Raw genomic sequence first — 16,783 nt, forward strand, 5'->3', positions numbered from 1 at the left:
TGAATTGATTAAGCACTCCGTTTTAACCCAGTAATTAAGATAGGGGGCATGGGGAATATGATAAAATCTTTGATCCCCATAGGCTGAGGTACAAGGAATAGTTACGATTGACAAGGATATAATACGGTCCTTCACATAGGATCACCTTCTTAATTTTCTGTCGCTGATGAGTCGCTACGGTAGAGTTTCTAAAAAATGCTTAAGCTAAGACAGTTTGAAAAATCTGATATTGATTCACTAATGTTGTACCTTAATGATAATGAGGTAACGCAATATATAACAGATGCTATACCTCAACCTTATACAGTGAGTGATGCTCGTTGGTGGGTTGAAAATAATGAGAGTTCAAGCCTAACAAAAGCGATTGAGTACAATAAAGAGCTTGTAGGATGTATATCGGCTAAGGTAGGTGAACTTGAATATAGCTGCGGCGCTGAACTGGGTTACTGGATTGGAAGGAGATTCTGGAACAATGGAATTGCTACTGAGGCAGTTCGAGTCTTTACGGATATGCTTTTTAAATATACAGATCTCGTCCGGTTATTTGTTTCTGTAGTTTCCATGAATGGTGCATCTATTAGAGTCCTAGAAAAAAATGGCTATTTGTATGAAGGTACTCTTCGAAAAGCGTCATGTAAAAATGGCCAATACTTCGACGAACATTTATATTCAAAAATTAGTGAATGACGATACTTGAAGTCAAGATCAAAGGTTCATTGCATAGCCCCCCCCTTCACCACACGCTATACACTATGACTGAGTTTTTGCATAAGTTTGCATGCTTCGATTGTCAGGTCGCCTTTAAGCGACGAGCTATTGAGGATGCATCATCTGGCTCAGCACATCAATCTGATTCGAACATCATCCATAAGTGTCCAAATTGCGCTCATCGTATGGCATTTATGGGACGTAATTTTGCAGCACCATCAAAAGCAGACTCTTCTGCTTGGGAAGCGGCAAAGAGATTATGGGAGGCAGGGTTTCGTTTTGTGGGTAGCGGCTATCACAGTGACCCGGCACTACCTAAAAGTAAATCTGGTATCTCCGAATTTATTGATAATAATCCTGCGCACAAGCAAAAGGTTGGTAAACAGCGACGGTGGGCAGACTATGTATAACAAGTGCACCGACTTCGCTCCAGCCATTGGCCGGGCTGTACAGCCTGCGCTCCGCTTCGTCTGCACTTGCTGGCAGCCTGCGTACAAGAATAAATATATGCTGGCCTACACTGCCAACTGCGTGATCCTTGTCGGTAACTATCCTAATTCACTAATCTCCGCTTCAGGCACAAACCCATTCACAGCAGACTCCGCTTGGAGACATATGACGCTTGGAGAGCTTTCTGGATTGACAGAAACGGGGTTGTATATGCTTTCCATGGAAATTCTGACCCGAGTTTCATGAACGAGTGCAACACTAGTGCATTATTCACTTTCGACCTTCAGCGCAGTGGTTGTCTTTACTACCATCCCGCTATCGAAGGTTTGTACGGACCAACTTGTGCATAACAGAGCGTTGGCCCAAAGCCGCTATAATCAAACTCGCGGGATAGGCTCCGCCTAGTTTGTAATATTTTTTGCGAGCTGTATGACAGCTCGGTCAACCTTAGCGTTAGACAGTGGTAGATGTCTGTCCATGCGTTCGACCACAACCGGACGCGAACGGAGAAGAATCGAAAAATGAATAGTGAACAGGCCGAAGCTTTTCTGGATGAGATGGCCAAAGCGGTATGTGATCCAAACGCTGATTCTAAGGTCACCGACCGCTACTTTACCGAAGACTTCGTGCAGGTTATCGACGACACAACGATTGGGTGATCCCAACTCGATTCGCGTATCAATTTGCTCCGAATGGAGTACTCGGCCGTCAGGTTCGATTACCTTTCCGTAATTGGCGAGGGCGATCGGATAGCTGATATGCATCTGGTGCGCGCGAAGGCGAAAGATGGCCAACAGCTCACAATCAAGGTAATCAGCCTGTACACGCTAAGAGACGGTCGGATCTCGCGCGCCGAATCCCTTAGCCGCCTTATCGAAGGGACTGCGGAAGACCTGCAATTACTCGTGCGTGGTGAATGAGGCGATCGGACTGCGTGGACCTTGGTTTCACTGGAGGCGATAACGCAAACCGCCTCCGGGTATCATTTTGGCGAAGTCCTCCAACTTCCTCTGGAATTACTTGATCAGCTTAAGAGTCGCCCAGAGATTCATGATCATCGAAGGCAACACCCAAGTGCTGACCGAGGTGCCGCTGTGTTCAACCATTTTTTATCCCCGCGATGGTAGTTAGTGGGTTGGGCCTTCTTATGAGTCAAGCTTCATATCAGCAGGTTACACAGATCTCCCCTGATAAGGGTGTGACTTTCACCACACAATCTCATCATTTACTCTACCCATTAGATCACATGGCTTCAGTGCCCTTGACCACCTCGTCTCTAGGCTAAGCATTAAGTGATGTTTCTATTCGTCAATTCGTAGTTTTGCCAGCGGCCCCCTCCCCCTAAGATCTCACCGTGTTGCAGTTGCCATTCGCTGGTAGTTAGCATTTAATGGAATGCCATTAAATGATGATCTTCCTACAGGGGAGTTTCACCCTATTAGTTCACGCCTATGCTGGGCGTACCAAGTGCATGCAATCTGATCCGCGGTTGCTGTCACCTTTTTTGCCAAAGCTCTAAAAAAAGGCGCCAGTAGCCTCCGGCAATTGAGGCGAGCGTATCTTTCATCGTAATTGGCGCTAATTATTATGCTCTTTCAGGGATCGTGTAAATGTAAGCGTTGGCGGGTTGAAGTTCAGTTAGCTGGACCGCTCGATGGTTTGAATCCGCGCGTTTGCGATTGTAATTATTGCCAAGCCAACCCGTCACGTATTATTAGTGATCCGAAAATGTCAGTGGTTTTCATTGGTGATGGGATTTTAACTAAACAAAATGGCGATCAGCTTGCTAATTTCTACCATTGCAAAGCTTGTAATGAACTACTAGCCGTAGGCTGCAATATAAATGGTCGGCTTCGCGGAGCAGTAAATTCCAATTTATTACAAGACGTGAATCAACTTGGCAACCCTATTCAAATTCAGCCAAGACTGTTGAGTGCTGATGAAAAGCTTGAACGTTGGGATAAGTTGTGGGGTGTCCTTAATGGGTTTTAAAAACAAAAAATGTTAAGGCTGTCGGACGCTTCGGTCCGAAGCTTGATGCTTTATGAGTCAGGGAGTAAAAAAAAGCGCCGATAACGCCTTGGCATTTATATAGGAACTGATATGACTAGGTCTGAGAAGTTCTGGGATAGAAAAGCAGAGGAGTATGCTAGGAGCCCTATTTCTGACGAGGCAAGTTATCAGAAGAAGCTCTCAGATACTCAGAAATTCTTTACGCCTGATATGAATATTTTGGAGTTTGGTTGCGGAACAGGGACTACAGCGATTTGCCACGCTCCACATGTGCAACATATTGAAGCGGTGGATATATCTGAAAATATGCTTGAGATTGGTCGAACTAAGGCCAGGGAAGCCTGCATCGATAATATTAGATTTACCAGAGGTACATTAACCGAATTCAATGCTGAGCCTGCAAGTTTTGATGCAGTGTTGGGTTTAAATGTTATTCACTTACTACCAGATAGAAGCGATGTTTTGGCAGAGGCCGCTAGAATCCTCAAACCCGGTGGTGTTTTCGTAAGTAGTACCGTTTGTATGGGTAATTCCTATATACGGTTTATTAAGCTCTTAGCGCCTCTGGGAAAATTCATGGGCTTAATGCCCGATGTCTTCATCCTAACAAAAGTAGAATTAGAGAAAGAAATTCAAGACGCTGGTTTTACCATTGAAATTATATGGCAGCATGGAATGCATGATATGGTAGTTTTCATTGTTGCACGTAAAATATGAATGATCTTTCTAAAACTTCGTTATGTCTCCAGAAATAAAAACCATACTTAGATACTTAACACTGAGGATACTCAAATGAAAACAAATGCAGTTTGTTGGTTTGAAATTTATGTAAATGATATGGTTCGTGCAAAGTCATTTTATGAAGCTGTTCTCAAGCAGGAGTTAACTCGATTAGACAATCCTGACGAAGTAAAAGACTTCCCTCAACCCGAGATGTGGGCATTTCCAATGAAACAAGAGCCGGGGGCAAGTGGAGCAATTTGTAAAATGGAGGGTGTTGAAGCTGGAGGTAATAGCACTCTAGCGTATTTTGATAGCGAAGATTGTTCTGTTGAACTGGCCAGAGTCGAGCCAGCAGGTGGGAAGGTAGTAGTGCCTAAAATGTCTATTGGAGAGCATGGTTTTATCGCAATAGCGCAAGATACCGAAGGAAATAATATCGGTTTTCATTCAATGAAATAGCCAGTTATCACCTGCAAACATTAATTCACACAACTGGTTGCTTAAATATCGTACATTGCCTTCATCAAGGCACTAAGTTGTGCTCAAATTAAGCCGGCTTACCCTATTGATGAAATCAGCAACCACCCGCATAGCGGGTGGTTGCTGATTTACAATTGCTAATGACGTTTTTGTTTTATGAAATTTCTTGTAGTTTTTTATACTGATTAGCCTGAATACACCAGCCTGTATAATTGCCCCTGAAACAGTTGCTCTTTATAATACCCAGAAATTTATTAAACATTCAAAGTCTGTATTTAAAGGTAAACTTTTATCTTTAATGTATGTTCCAGCACATCTTCAGATTATTAAGTTTGAAGTGATAGAAATGTATAAAGGGGAAAAGAAGAATTTTATTTCAGTAGTACATAACTATAATACCAGTTGCACATCACCAATACTGAATAACCAAGTTGGGAAAAATTACTTTATCTTCATTACAGAGGGTTCTGGTGAAAAAGACGATTTATATGCTCTTATTTCTTCAAAAAACTTTGACTTCATTGAACATATTTTCGTTTCAAAACCTACAACTTAATAAAGCTCTTGCTCGAAGCACGGCAATGATTGCGCAGAAATGGTCTTAGACACCAATAGGTTATTCAATTATCTAAATATATTTCAGAATGGACTGTTTTCCCTCAACGATTAGGTCCAGAGTCTTCCGGTACAACAATTATATTTACAAGCTATTCATAAAGGTACTGCCACGACAGATGGAATTAGAGAAGATACTATCATCAGACTCTATCTTCTATATAAACGGAACTTTATAGTTTTATTTCCAGAATAAATTTCAAGGTGTTATGATTCGTTATTCTTTAGAATACGCTGTTAGACTTTGAAAGGGAGCGATTTTGGGTATTTCTACTAGTTTCCATCTTATAATATTGAACGAAGACAAAAAAGAAACAGTTGTCTCAACAACTAACCCATGCGACGGTGTAGCTCGCATGCTATATACTGGAAACCCTAATTATCGAACCGGTTTTAATATTTTCAGTAAGCTTTCAGACGAAGAAGCTAATTTAATTAGACCTACCTACACTAAAGATAGTGAAAGTGTTTTAGAAGAATATGAATCTTTTAAACCAAATATAGTTGAACCTTGGCAGCTTTGCTCTGTATTAGTAAAGTTACGTGGTGAATTGATACGTTTCTTAAAAGAGGCGATTATAAATTCAGAAGGTTTTGATGAATCAAAATGGTCCCAAGATAACAAAACGATCCGTGAAACAACTTGGGAACTAGTTTCTATATCGGAAATAATAGGCGCCCTCTCTATAGCGGAGGAGCAAAAGAGCAAAGTATATCTTGGGCTATGTGATTCTTAAGATATAAAAATATTTTCCAAACTCAGGCGTAAAAAATACTTACAATTCTTTGCTGTCAATTGTAGCCAAGCTTTTACGCCAGTTAGCTTAGGTGCTTTAATGTAAATAAAAATTTTTGTTTTTTTATAGGATCGATATATTAATAGTTCCAGAAATTCATTCTGAGGTTGATTCACGTAGGAATTCATATAAATATACGTAAATATATTTCCTTAATCTCTTAACCGGAATCAGCTTCTTATACGGCCACGTATTCAATCCATTCTTTTCCCCTTCTTGGTAAGTTTCAGCTTTAGCTAGTTTCCATTTACACTGTGGTTGAAGCACTACCTTCAATACTTGATTTTAAGTACTCAAGAACTTCAAGATCAACCTATTTATCTCCTACTGATGCTCAAAAATTAGATTGGTCTTTGGCAACAGATTATCTCCTCATAAAAAAGCCACCCCTAGCTCTTATTGAATCAGTATCTTACGTTCTTTCGGGGTATTTTATCTCGTCGTTGGAGTAATTCTTGTATGTGAAAACACTATCGGTAACCCCATTCTTGTTCTGAAGATATCTGTATTTATCATGCTAGGTATTCAGTTACTGTTTCTTGCTCTCAGCGTAGTATTGGGAGGCAAAAATAATATAGCCATCCATAGGGCTAACTCACTATTGAGGCTCACTGTATATATGGTTACACCCTTTATACTCTGAAAAGAAGCGGCAGTATCGCTCCCCCTAACCGATGCTGGTTGCCATCGGCTTTAACAGATGCGGAGTAGATGTAGGGGCTGAATTTTTGAGAGTATTTAAACGTAACAGCGCTATTTATATTCAACGTCTAGTACGGGATAAAGAAGTAAAAAACTCAACCCTCCTCCTGCACCCCGCTATTAATATGATAAATCTCTGGCACTTACCCATGATCGTCTATCCGCAGACCCAGGTATCGAATTAAGCCATTGCGAATATCGCAGATCCAGCCGTGCAAGCTGAGACGCTGACTGCGGTCTCAGCCCTGCTGCATTATTTTTGTCATGGCCAGGTTTTACACCTGCGACATTACATTCAATTTACCCAGTCGCAATCGCATGCGAACGGTTGCGAATCTCTACCCCTCAGTGGGCCTCCCCCGATAAATCCAGGCCGGAGATTTGCGCGGCCTGCACCATTTTTTGCAGGTAGTTGCTAGTCATCTGGCGGCGGCGTTTTTCGGTTAAGTATTCCTCGATTCGCTCCGAAACATATTCGTATTCCAGCGGGCGGCCCGGTTCGCAGTGTTCCACATAAATCAGGTGTACTCCGTAAGGGGTCTCCACGGGCTCTGCTACCAAGCCGGTGCCCTGCTCGAATACTGCGCGCTCGAAGGAGGCGACGGTATCACCGCGCCCTACTTGGCCGAGGCTGCCACCGGCTTCGGCGGAGGAACAGGCGGAGTGGGATTGAGCCAACTGGGCGAAGGTCTGTAGCGGATTGGCATCGTTGCGGATCTGCTTGAGCATTTCCTCAGCAGCGGCGCGTGCTTTGGCGCAGGCTTCGGAGTCATCCGGTGCGGCCGGGATCAGGATATGGCGCACTTCGGCGAGGGGATCGGAGCGGAATTTATGTGGGTGGGCTTCGAAATAGGCGCGGCACTCGGCTTCACTGGCCGGGGGCACTTGCAACTCACCTTTCAAAAGATCTGAAACGGCGTGGTCGAAGGCCTCGCTGTGCAGGTCTTCATCGGTCGCGCAAAGCCCCTGCCCTGCGGCCTTTTCCCGTAACAGCCAACCGATAACCAATGCCCGTGCAGCGCGGTAAATCGCTTGGCGTGGAGAATTGGCGGTCTGGTATTGCATCTCCTGGTAAATCAGGTCTGCGGGAATTTCACTGCCGTTCACGGCCACGGCTTCAGCCAGTTCGAATTCGTGCCCGGCGGCGTCGGAAGCTAGTAATGCACTCATGACTCTTCTCCACACAAGGCCCACACTTGGCGGGCCTGGTTAACGATTGCTGGGATTAGCGCGCGGCTTTGGCGCGCACTACCTGGTAATTGCGGCGGAAGTACTGCACTGGAACACTCCATACGTGCACCAGGCGGCTGAAGGGGAACAGCAGGAACAGGGTCATACCGAGGAAAATATGCAGCTTGTAGATGATATTTACGTCGGCGATAGCCGCTGCGGCTGCGGAGCCATCGAGGGTGACAATGGACTGGGCCCAGGTCATCAACTTGAGCATTTCGGCACCGTCCATATGGCCGGCGGAAACCAGGATACTGATCAGGCCGAGGATTAACTGGGCGTAAAGCATCAGCAGGATGGTCAGGTCCATTTTGGAAGTGGTGGCGCGCACTCGCGGATTGGTGAGGCGGCGCTTAATCAAAATGGTTAGGCCGATAAAGCAGATTACCCCGAAGAAACCGCCGATAACCATTGCCATCATCTGCTTGGTGGAAGCTTCAATGCCGAGTAAGTGCCACACCGCTTTGGGCGTAAGCAGGCCGACAAAATGGCCCGCGAGAATGGCAATCACCCCGATATGGAACAGGTAACTGCCGATGCGCAATTGCTTGTGCTCCAACAACTGGCTGGAGCCGGTGCGCCAGGTATATTGATCGCGGTCATAGCGGATCAGGCTCCCCACCAGAAACACCGTGAGGGCAACAAAGGGATAGATGGCAAAGAGCAGCGTATTCAGATAGTTCATCTTGTTACTCCTGTGGTACGGGCTGGGCAGAATTCTGCGCGGCATCTTTGGCACTGGAGGCCCAGGTTAGGGGCTGGCCGTCGCGCAGCTGCGCAGCGCTGGGCCGCGCTATGGACTGGTCACAATTGTTGGCGCCGGTAAAGCTGACCACCTCTTCCTCCCAGATCTTGTCCAGCGCCTCGGGGGTATCGTCGCGCTCCTCATTGGCGACTTCCTCTTTGAGCGCGGTCAGGTCGACGAAGACTCCGGCCATCTGCAAGAGCGCATCCATCAACAGGTGATAGGGGCTCTCGCGCTTTGAAAGGCGCGCGCTCAACAGGGCAATCACATGGGTGATATCGTGCACCCAACCGTAGGCCGCTTCACCTTGGGTGGCGCAGAACTCTAAGTAGGTGGGCAGGTAATCTGGCAGTTCGCGCTCATTCAGTTCCAGGCCGGCGGCTCTGTAGCGGTTCATCAGATCCACCATGGCCTGGCCGCGATCGCGGGATTCGCCGTGGATATGCTCGAACAGGTGCAGGGACACAGCGCGGCCGCGTTCAAATAAACCGTCGTATTCACTCTGCCAATCGAGCGCATCCATACGCTCGTAATGAGAGATAAACGCCAGCAGCAAATCGCGCAGGGGCTTGTCCAGGTCTTCGGATTCCGCCACCCAGTTGGTTAACTCATCCAGATGCGCCACCAGCTCATCGGACGGGTAATCCAGCAGGCGGGCGATCAGGTTTAATACTTTCATCGGTACTCTCCCCTCGGCCTCAGTCGACCACTTTGGCCGGTATCACTTCGCGCACTGCATTCTGCTTGCCGCCGAAGATATTGGTGCTGTCGTTGCCAGTGCTGCAGCCGTTGCCGAAGCTGAAACCACAGGAGGACTTCATGTCGTAGGCGTTCTCGGCGTAAGCCTTGTGGCTTGAAGGCACCACAAAGCGGTCTTCGTAATTGGCCAGGGCCATATAGCGGTACATCTCTTCTACCTGGGCTACGGTCATCCCGGCCTCTTCCAGCAATTCGCGCTCCTGAATGCCGTCTACATGGATGCCGCGCATATAGGCGCGCATCACAATCATGCGTTCCAGGGCGCGGGCCACTGGCTTTTCGTCGCCGGCGGTGAGCAGGTTGGCCAGGTATTGCAGCGGGATGCGCAGAGTGGAGAGATCGGGGATCTCGGCACCGCGCCCCACAGTGACGGTTTCCACTTGGCCGGCCTGCACTGCGTTCTGGATCGGAGACAGCGGCGGCACGTACCAAACCATGGGCAGGGTACGGTACTCCGGGTGCAGCGGCAGGGCGATCTGCCAATCGATAGCCATCTTGTACACCGGGGATTTCTGTGCGGCTTCGAGCCAGGCTTCGGGGATACCTTCGGCGCGGGCAGCTTCCTGGACTTTGGGGTCGGTCGGGTCGAGGAAAATATCGCACTGGGCTTGGTAGAGGGCTTTTTCGTCTTCTACCGCAGCGGCTTCTTCGATGCGGTCGGCGTCATACAGCAGCACCCCCAGGTAGCGGATACGGCCCACGCAGGTTTCGGAACAGATAGTTGGCTGGCCCGCCTCAATACGTGGGTAACAGAAGATACACTTCTCGGATTTACCGGTTTTCCAGTTGTAGTAGATCTTCTTGTAGGGGCAGGCAGACACACACATGCGCCAACCGCGGCATTTGTCCTGGTCGATCAGGACGATGCCGTCCTCTTCGCGCTTGTAGATGGCACCGCTGGGGCAGGCAGAGACACAGGCCGGATTGAGGCAGTGCTCGCACAGGCGTGGCAGGTACATCATAAAGGTGTTTTCAAACTCACCGTAGATATCCGCCTGAACCTGTTCGAAGTTCTTATCCTTCTTACGCTTGTCGAATTCGGTGCCGAGAATTTCTTCCCAGTTGGGACCCCATTCGATCTTCTCCATACGCTCGCCACTGATCAGCGAGCGCGGACGGGCCACCGGCTGGTGTTTTTGCTCCGGCGCCTTGTGCAGGGTCTGGTAGTCGAAGTCGAACGGCTCGTAGTAGTCGTCGATTTCCGGCATATCCGGGTTGCCAAACAGGTTGGCCAGCACCCGGTGCTTACTGCCGATCTTCGGCTGCAACTTACCATTTTTCTTGCGGGTCCAGCCGCCGTTCCACTTGTCCTGGTTTTCCCACTCTTTGGGATAGCCGACACCGGGTTTGGTCTCGACGTTGTTAAACCAGGCGTACTCGACCCCTTCGCGGGAGGTCCAGACGTTTTTACAGGTCACCGAGCAGGTGTGGCAGCCGATACACTTATCGAGGTTCAGCACCATGCCGATCTGGGCTCTAACTTTCATTGTTACACCTCCTCTCGGGTCGGCTCTTTGACGTCTTCGCCATCCAGCCAGTCGACCTTGTTCATTTTTCTCACCACCACAAACTCGTCCCGGTTACAGCCCACAGTGCCGTAGTAGTTAAAGCCGTAGGACTGCTGGGCGTAGCCGCCGATCATATGGGTGGGTTTCATCACCGCGCGGGTTACGGAGTTGTGGATACCGCCGCGGGTGCCGGTGGTTTCCGCTCCCGGTGTATTCACGATGCGCTCCTGGGCGTGGTACATCATGGCCATGCCGTCGGGCACCCGCTGGGAAACCACCGCGCGGGCGGCAATGGCGCCGTTGACGTTGAAGATTTCGATCCAGTCGTTGTCTTCAATACCCGCCAGCTTGGCGTCGTTCTCACTCATCCACACGATGGGGCCACCGCGAGACAGGGTGAGCATCAGCAGGTTGTCGGAGTAGGTACTGTGGATACCCCACTTCTGGTGCGGGGTGATCCAGTTCAGCAGGATCTCCTTGTTGCCATTCGGCTTCTGGTTCAGCACCGGCTGTACGGTTTTCAGGTTGATGGGCGGCTTGTACACACACATGGTCTCGCCGAAGTCGCGCATCCACTCGTGATCCTGGTAGAACTGCTGGCGGCCGGTGATGGTGCGCCAGGGAATCATCTCGTGCACGTTGGTGTAGCCGGCGTTGTAGCTCACATGCTCATCTTCCAGGCCGGACCAGGTGGGCGAGGAGATAATCTTGCGCGGCTGCGCCACGATATCGGCGAAGCGGATCTTCTCGTCTTCCTTAGGCTTGGCCAGATGGGTGTGATCGCGACCGGTGATCTTGCCCAGCGCTTCCCAGGCCTTTACCGCTACCTGGCCGTTGGTTTCCGGGGCCAGTGAGAGAATCATCTCGGCAGCATCCACCGCGCTGTCGATACGGGCGCGGCCATCGCGGGCGCTTTCATCCTTCCAAGTGCGGTTGAGCTTCTTGAGGAAGTCCACCTCGTCATCGGTATTCCAGCTGATGCCCTTACCGCCGTTGCCGAGTTTTTCCAGCAGTGGGCCGATAGAGGTAAAGCGGTTGTAGGTGTTGGGATAGTCGCGCTCCACCTCGATCATGCTCGGCGCGGTAACGCCGGGGATCAGGTCGCACTCGCCCTTCCACCAGGCCTTCACCCCAAAGGGCTGGGCGATTTCGGTGGGGGTATCGTGGTGGATTGGCAGGGTTACCAGATCCTTTTCCACCCCCAGGTGGCCGTCGGTGAGTTCGGAGAATTTCTTCGCCACACCTTTGAAGATGTCCCAGTCGCTGCGCGCTTCCCAGGCCGGGTCCACCGCTTTAGTGAGCGGGTGGATAAAGGGGTGCATGTCGGAGGTATTGAGATCGTCCTTCTCATACCAGGTAGCTGTTGGCAGCACGATATCGGAGTAGAGGCAGGTGGTGGACATACGGAAGTCCAGTGTCACCAGCAGATCGACTTTGCCCTCACTGGGCGTATCGTGCCAGGCCACATCTTCCGGCTTCTTGCCGCCGGCTTCGCCCAGGTCCTTACCCATCAAACCGTGCTTGGTGCCAAGCAGGTGGCGCAGCATGTACTCGTGGCCTTTACCGGAGGAACCCAGCAGGTTGGAGCGCCAGATAAACATATTGCGCGGGTAGTTCTGTGGGTTATCTGGGTCCTGGTTGGCGAACTTGAGCGCGCCGCGCTTGAGCTGCTGTACGGTGTAATCCTTGGCGGACATACCCGCAGCGGCGGCATCTTTGGTCAGTTGCAGCGGGTTTATACCCAGCTGCGGTGCGGAGGGCAGCCAGCCCATACGCTCGGCGCGGCTGTTGTAATCGATAATGGAAGCCTGCCACTTGCTCTTGTCGGCCAAGGGCGAAACCACTTCGTCCATTTCCAACTTCTCGTAGCGCCACTGGCTGGCGTGGTTGTAGAAGAAGGAGGTGCCGTTCATATGGCGCGGCGGGCGCTGCCAGTCGAGACCGAAAGCGAGCGGGGTCCAGCCGGTTTGCGGGCGCAGTTTTTCCTGCCCTACATAGTGGGCCCAGCCACCGCCACTCTGGCCGATACAACCGCACATCATCAACATATTGATGAGGCCGCGGTAGTTCATATCCATGTGGTACCAGTGGTTGAGGGCGGCACCCACAATCACCATGGAGCGTCCACGGGTTTTGTCGGCAGTGTTGGCAAACTCGCGCGCTACCTGGATAACATTCTCACGGCGACAGCCGGTGATCTTCTCCTGCCAGGCGGGTGTGTAGGGTTTGTCTTCGTCGTAACTGTGGGCACAGTTGGGATCGTCGAGACCGTGCTCGACGCCGTAGTTCGCCAGGGTCAGGTCGTAGACGCTGGCAACTTTGAGCACCTCGCCATCTTTGTTCTGCACAAACTTCACCGGCACCTTGTAGTCGATCACATCGCTGTGGTCGGTGTGCTGGAAGTAGTCGTGCTCGTGGGTCTGGCCACCGAAGTAAGGGAAGGCCACCTGGGCGATTTCATCGGCGCAGTCTTTCAGGCTGAGCTTTAGCTTTACTTCTTCACCACTCAGGCCATCGCGCTGCTCAATGTTCCATTTTCCCTGCTCGCCCCAGCGGTAACCTACGGAGCCCTGGGGTGACACCAGCTGGCCATCATGGTTGACGGCGATAGTCTTCCACTCTGGGTTGTTGTCCTGGCCGAGGTCATCTGCCAGATCGGAGGCGCGCAGGAAGCGGCCCTGTACTAGCTTGCCCTCGCGCTCTTCCAGGGTCACCAGCATCGGCATATCGGTGGTGGTGCGCACATATTCGGTGAAGTAGGCGCTGGGCTTGTCGACGTGGAATTCTTTCAGGATCACGTGGCCAAAGGCCATCGCCAGAGCGGCATCGGTACCCTGACGCGGTGCCAGCCAGGTGTCGCCAAACTTGGAACACTCGGAGTAATCGGAAGTGATTACGCAGGTCTTGGCGCCCTTGTAACGCACCTCGCTGAGGAAGTGCGCATCCGGGGTACGGGTCTGCGGCACATTGGAGCCCCACACGATCAGGTAGTTGGAGTTGTACCAGTCGGCGGACTCGGGCACGTCGGTCTGCTCGCCCCAAATCTGCGGAGAGGCGGGCGGCAGGTCGCAGTACCAGTCGTAGAAGCTCAGGCAGTTGCCGCCAATCAATGACAGGTAGCGGGCACCTGCGGCGTAGGACACCATGGACATGGCGGGAATCGGCGAGAAGCCGGTTACCCGGTCGGGGCCGTATTTTTTGGTCGTGTAGACGTTGGCAGCGGCGATCAGCTCATTGGCTTCATCCCACTTAATCCGCACAAAGCCACCCATTCCCCGGCGTTCTTTGTAGGACTTGGCCTTGGCCGGGTCCTCGACAATGCTGGCCCAGGCATCCACCGGATCACTGTGTCTCAACTTGGCTTCGCGCCAGAGTTTTACCAGACGCTTGCGGATCTTCGGGTACTTAAGGCGGTTGGCCGAGTACATATACCAGGAGTAGCTGGCACCGCGCGGGCAACCTCGGGGCTCATGGTTGGGCAGGTCCGGGCGGGTGCGCGGGTAGTCGGTCTGCTGGGTCTCCCAGGTGACCAAACCGTCTTTGACGTAGATCTTCCAGCTGCAAGAGCCGGTGCAGTTCACCCCGTGGGTGGAACGCACGATCTTGTCGAACTGCCAGCGGCGACGATAGCCGTCTTCCCAGCTGCGGTCGTCGTTGGTCTTTTCCCCGTGTCCTCCGGAAAAAGGCTCTTTTTGTTTCTTCAGATATTTCAGTCGGTCCAGGAAATGGCTCATGCGGTACTCCCAGGGCATCGAAATGCGGTTAAAGCATCGGTTTAGCTGGGAATATAAAAGCGCTGTAAAAGAGGATCACCTGACCAAAAAGGGGTAGAAAAGCGCTGAGCTACCCATGAGTAGGTAAGAAAATGGCGCCAGTTGATGGTTGAGGTTGGGCGTAAGTCCCGTAATGACTTAGGCGGTATTTAAAACACAGGCAATAGGTTAAATTTTGTGCAAAACTGGCACTCTTTGGTGGTACTCACAAATTTGAGCGCTTGTAAGCGGCACAATAGAGGCTATCCAACAGCGGCCCGAGATCGAAGTGAACTGATATGTTGAATCGAATCCGACAGTCCATCGTCTATCGAATCGGCACCCTGATGCTGCTCACAGTGTTAGTCGCGCTGAGCTCCATGGTGGCCTCTTACATTATCTCTGACGCCGCGGAAAACGATGCCGCCGCAGTGAACCTGGCCGGTTCCCTGCGCGCTATGAGCTACCGGCTCGCAGCGACAGCACCCTCTGGGGATATGGAAGCCACCGCCACACTATCGAACGAAGTGACTTCGCGCCTGAGCCGTGTATTGAGTATTTCCGACTTCAGTGCCAGCGATAACCTGCGCGCGGCGCGCAACTACCGCAAGGTGATCGGCAGTTGGGAGGAAGAGATTCGACCACTGTTGGAATCCATTGCCGCCGGTCGCACCAGCATGGATTCCCTACAGTTGGCCACCCACCTGGAACCATTTATTCACGATGTAGACACCCTGGTACTGGACTATCAAACCATCGCCGAGGAAAAGATCAGCCTGCTGCGCCTGGTACAGGTGGCTTCCCTATTCGCCATAGTGGCGCTTGTTTACTTGTCCCTGTACATACTCCATCGCTCCGTGGAGCAACCGTTGAAGCAACTCATCAGCCGCTCAATGAGCATCGCCCAAGGGAACTTCAACCAAAATCGCCTGGAGATCGACAGCGAAGACGAGTTGGGGGTTCTGGCGCGCACCATCAATTATATGAGCGACGAAATTCACGCAACCCATCGTGACCTGGCCCACCGCGTCGAACAAAAAACCGCTCAATTACAGAAGAGCCACGAGGCACTGGATTTCCAATACCGACTGGCACGGCGTATCAGCGAGGGGCCCCTGGCCGGATCCGAGCTGGGGCAATGGCTGGGCGAGTTCGCCAATGTCGCCGACTTGAACAACCTGGATCTGTGCCTGATGACACCCGAAGGCGAAGCCCCCTACGAACATCTGGTACAGGGGTTTGGCAACAGCCAGTGCAGCGGCAGTGACTGTCGGGTTTGCGTGAGCACCTGCGGTCCCTCCGATGAGGGAGAGTTCCGCGTGTACCGCTTCCCCCTGGAAGTGGATAAGCGCAATTACGGCGTACTGATGTGTACTCTGCCCAGAGGCAACAGCCTCGATGAGGAACAGCAACAGCGCCTGGCCACCTTTGCCGACAGCGTCACCGCCGCCATTGCCATCAACGAGCGCGAGGCCCAAGAGCGCCGCGTTGCCCTTCTGGATGAGCGCGCGATCATCGCGCGGGAACTGCACGACTCCCTGGCCCAATCGCTGTCCTACCTGAAAATCCAAGTCACTAGGCTAAATCGCGCCAATCGCAGCGAGCAGGTAGATAAGTCCAAGGTAAAGGAGATTATTACCGAGCTAAAAGAGGGGTTGGACTCCTCCTATCGCCAGCTGCGCGAACTGCTCACCACCTTCAGGCTGCAGATAGGCCCTGGCGGCCTACGCAATATCCTCGAGCAATCCATCCTCGCCTATCGCGAACAACACCCGCAGATCACTATTTTGCTCGACTATCACCTCAATGAAGTGCCGCTCACTCCCCACGAGGAAATCCATCTGCTGCAGCTGGTACGCGAAGCTACCCAGAATGCCGTATACCACTCTCAGGGCGATATGGTGCAAATCAGCATGATTCAGGCTAATAACCAATCGCTCAATGTGCGCATCCGCGACAACGGTGTGGGTATCAGCAACGCACCGGAAAAACGCAACCACTTCGGTATGTCAATCATGCAGGAGCGTGCCAGTAATCTGAATGGAAAATTGAATATTCAGCGGCGTACGCAGGGTGGCACAGAGGTGCAATTTAACTTTATTCCCCTTTATGCCCGAGAGCGCGAATTAGTTTGGAAGGATGCGGGGTGATAGCGCCCCATCCTCGATAGCAGAGTCACTGGGTACGGATGAGCAATTGTTGTATCCAGTGTTTTAAATTTAGCGAAAATGCCTGTTAATAATTTTTTTCGATAACCCCAATTTTTTCCGGCTGTATCCTCCCTATACCCATCGCTTCATG

The 16,783-nt window shown here is 51.1% G+C and carries 14 protein-coding genes; 9 read left to right on the forward strand and 5 right to left on the reverse strand.

Annotated features, from left to right (window positions below):
* Nucleotides 1–195 precede the first annotated feature (195 nt).
* The 8 genes from ACJJIV_RS10265 (at nucleotide 196) to ACJJIV_RS10300 (ending at nucleotide 5,726) form a co-directional block, all read left to right on the forward strand.
* Nucleotides 196–687: a GNAT family N-acetyltransferase gene (locus ACJJIV_RS10265; RefSeq protein ID WP_252084110.1), complete on the forward strand. Its 492-nt coding sequence runs from the start codon at nucleotides 196–198 to the stop codon at nucleotides 685–687.
* Between the two features lie 65 nt (nucleotides 688–752).
* Nucleotides 753–1,118, forward strand: coding sequence for a hypothetical protein (locus ACJJIV_RS10270; RefSeq protein WP_444891620.1), 366 nt, complete (start codon nucleotides 753–755; stop codon nucleotides 1,116–1,118).
* 561 nt (nucleotides 1,119–1,679) lie between these two features.
* Nucleotides 1,680–1,817 carry a hypothetical protein gene (locus ACJJIV_RS10275; protein WP_444891621.1) on the forward strand — a complete coding sequence of 46 codons (138 nt, stop codon included), beginning with the start codon at nucleotides 1,680–1,682 and terminating at the stop codon, nucleotides 1,815–1,817.
* A 33-nt stretch (nucleotides 1,818–1,850) separates the two neighbouring features.
* Complete coding sequence (locus ACJJIV_RS10280; protein WP_444891622.1) at nucleotides 1,851–2,078, forward strand: nuclear transport factor 2 family protein; 228 nt, start codon at nucleotides 1,851–1,853, stop codon at nucleotides 2,076–2,078.
* Between the two features lie 808 nt (nucleotides 2,079–2,886).
* A complete protein-coding gene (locus ACJJIV_RS10285; protein WP_444891623.1) occupies nucleotides 2,887–3,150 on the forward strand; it encodes a hypothetical protein in 264 nt (87 codons plus the stop codon).
* 111 nt (nucleotides 3,151–3,261) lie between these two features.
* Complete coding sequence (locus ACJJIV_RS10290) at nucleotides 3,262–3,888, forward strand: class I SAM-dependent methyltransferase (protein ID WP_444891624.1); 627 nt, start codon at nucleotides 3,262–3,264, stop codon at nucleotides 3,886–3,888.
* A 75-nt stretch (nucleotides 3,889–3,963) separates the two neighbouring features.
* Nucleotides 3,964–4,353 carry a VOC family protein gene (locus ACJJIV_RS10295; RefSeq protein WP_444891625.1) on the forward strand — a complete coding sequence of 130 codons (390 nt, stop codon included), beginning with the start codon at nucleotides 3,964–3,966 and terminating at the stop codon, nucleotides 4,351–4,353.
* An 896-nt stretch (nucleotides 4,354–5,249) separates the two neighbouring features.
* A complete protein-coding gene (locus ACJJIV_RS10300) occupies nucleotides 5,250–5,726 on the forward strand; it encodes a hypothetical protein (protein WP_444891626.1) in 477 nt (158 codons plus the stop codon).
* 1,107 nt (nucleotides 5,727–6,833) lie between these two features.
* Here the strand turns inward: ACJJIV_RS10300 and ACJJIV_RS10305 are convergent.
* The 5 genes from ACJJIV_RS10305 to ACJJIV_RS10325 are packed head-to-tail and all read right to left on the reverse strand — an operon-like array spanning nucleotide 6,834 to nucleotide 14,482.
* Nucleotides 6,834–7,658: a peptidylprolyl isomerase gene (locus ACJJIV_RS10305; RefSeq protein WP_444891627.1), complete on the reverse strand. Its 825-nt coding sequence runs from the start codon at nucleotides 7,656–7,658 to the stop codon at nucleotides 6,834–6,836.
* 55 nt (nucleotides 7,659–7,713) lie between these two features.
* Nucleotides 7,714–8,403: a respiratory nitrate reductase subunit gamma gene (gene narI, locus ACJJIV_RS10310; protein ID WP_252084097.1), complete on the reverse strand. Its 690-nt coding sequence runs from the start codon at nucleotides 8,401–8,403 to the stop codon at nucleotides 7,714–7,716.
* A 4-nt stretch (nucleotides 8,404–8,407) separates the two neighbouring features.
* The gene (gene narJ, locus ACJJIV_RS10315; protein WP_444891628.1) at nucleotides 8,408–9,142 is read right to left on the reverse strand and encodes a nitrate reductase molybdenum cofactor assembly chaperone; all 735 of its coding nucleotides are present in this window, start codon (nucleotides 9,140–9,142) and stop codon (nucleotides 8,408–8,410) included.
* 19 nt (nucleotides 9,143–9,161) lie between these two features.
* Complete coding sequence (gene narH / locus ACJJIV_RS10320; protein ID WP_444891629.1) at nucleotides 9,162–10,709, reverse strand: nitrate reductase subunit beta; 1,548 nt, start codon at nucleotides 10,707–10,709, stop codon at nucleotides 9,162–9,164.
* A 2-nt stretch (nucleotides 10,710–10,711) separates the two neighbouring features.
* A complete protein-coding gene (locus ACJJIV_RS10325; RefSeq protein WP_444891630.1) occupies nucleotides 10,712–14,482 on the reverse strand; it encodes a nitrate reductase subunit alpha in 3,771 nt (1,256 codons plus the stop codon).
* Nucleotides 14,483–14,781: 299 nt separating this feature from the next.
* On the opposite strand from ACJJIV_RS10325, the gene ACJJIV_RS10330 reads away from it, so the two are divergent.
* Complete coding sequence (locus ACJJIV_RS10330; RefSeq protein ID WP_444891631.1) at nucleotides 14,782–16,632, forward strand: histidine kinase; 1,851 nt, start codon at nucleotides 14,782–14,784, stop codon at nucleotides 16,630–16,632.
* Nucleotides 16,633–16,783 lie beyond the last annotated feature (151 nt).

The sequence above is a fragment of the Microbulbifer mixtoriginis (SeqCode) genome, from assembly GCF_052466765.1.

Excerpts from the sequence above, each read along its gene's own strand:
- ACJJIV_RS10270 (WP_444891620.1), top strand. The coding sequence starts at position 753 with ATGACTGAGTTTTTGCATAAGTTTGCATGCTTCGATTGTCAGGTCGCC.
- ACJJIV_RS10265 (WP_252084110.1), top strand. The coding sequence starts at position 196 with ATGCTTAAGCTAAGACAGTTTGAAAAATCTGATATTGATTCACTAATG.
- ACJJIV_RS10295 (WP_444891625.1), top strand. The coding sequence starts at position 3,964 with ATGAAAACAAATGCAGTTTGTTGGTTTGAAATTTATGTAAATGATATG.
- ACJJIV_RS10290 (WP_444891624.1), top strand. The coding sequence starts at position 3,262 with ATGACTAGGTCTGAGAAGTTCTGGGATAGAAAAGCAGAGGAGTATGCT.
- narI (WP_252084097.1), bottom strand. The coding sequence starts at position 8,403 with ATGAACTATCTGAATACGCTGCTCTTTGCCATCTATCCCTTTGTTGCC.
- ACJJIV_RS10325 (WP_444891630.1), bottom strand. The coding sequence starts at position 14,482 with ATGCCCTGGGAGTACCGCATGAGCCATTTCCTGGACCGACTGAAATAT.
- narH (WP_444891629.1), bottom strand. The coding sequence starts at position 10,709 with ATGAAAGTTAGAGCCCAGATCGGCATGGTGCTGAACCTCGATAAGTGT.
- ACJJIV_RS10330 (WP_444891631.1), top strand. The coding sequence starts at position 14,782 with ATGTTGAATCGAATCCGACAGTCCATCGTCTATCGAATCGGCACCCTG.
- ACJJIV_RS10305 (WP_444891627.1), bottom strand. The coding sequence starts at position 7,658 with ATGAGTGCATTACTAGCTTCCGACGCCGCCGGGCACGAATTCGAACTG.
- ACJJIV_RS10285 (WP_444891623.1), top strand. The coding sequence starts at position 2,887 with ATGTCAGTGGTTTTCATTGGTGATGGGATTTTAACTAAACAAAATGGC.
- ACJJIV_RS10280 (WP_444891622.1), top strand. The coding sequence starts at position 1,851 with ATGGAGTACTCGGCCGTCAGGTTCGATTACCTTTCCGTAATTGGCGAG.
- ACJJIV_RS10275 (WP_444891621.1), top strand. The coding sequence starts at position 1,680 with ATGAATAGTGAACAGGCCGAAGCTTTTCTGGATGAGATGGCCAAAGCG.
- narJ (WP_444891628.1), bottom strand. The coding sequence starts at position 9,142 with ATGAAAGTATTAAACCTGATCGCCCGCCTGCTGGATTACCCGTCCGAT.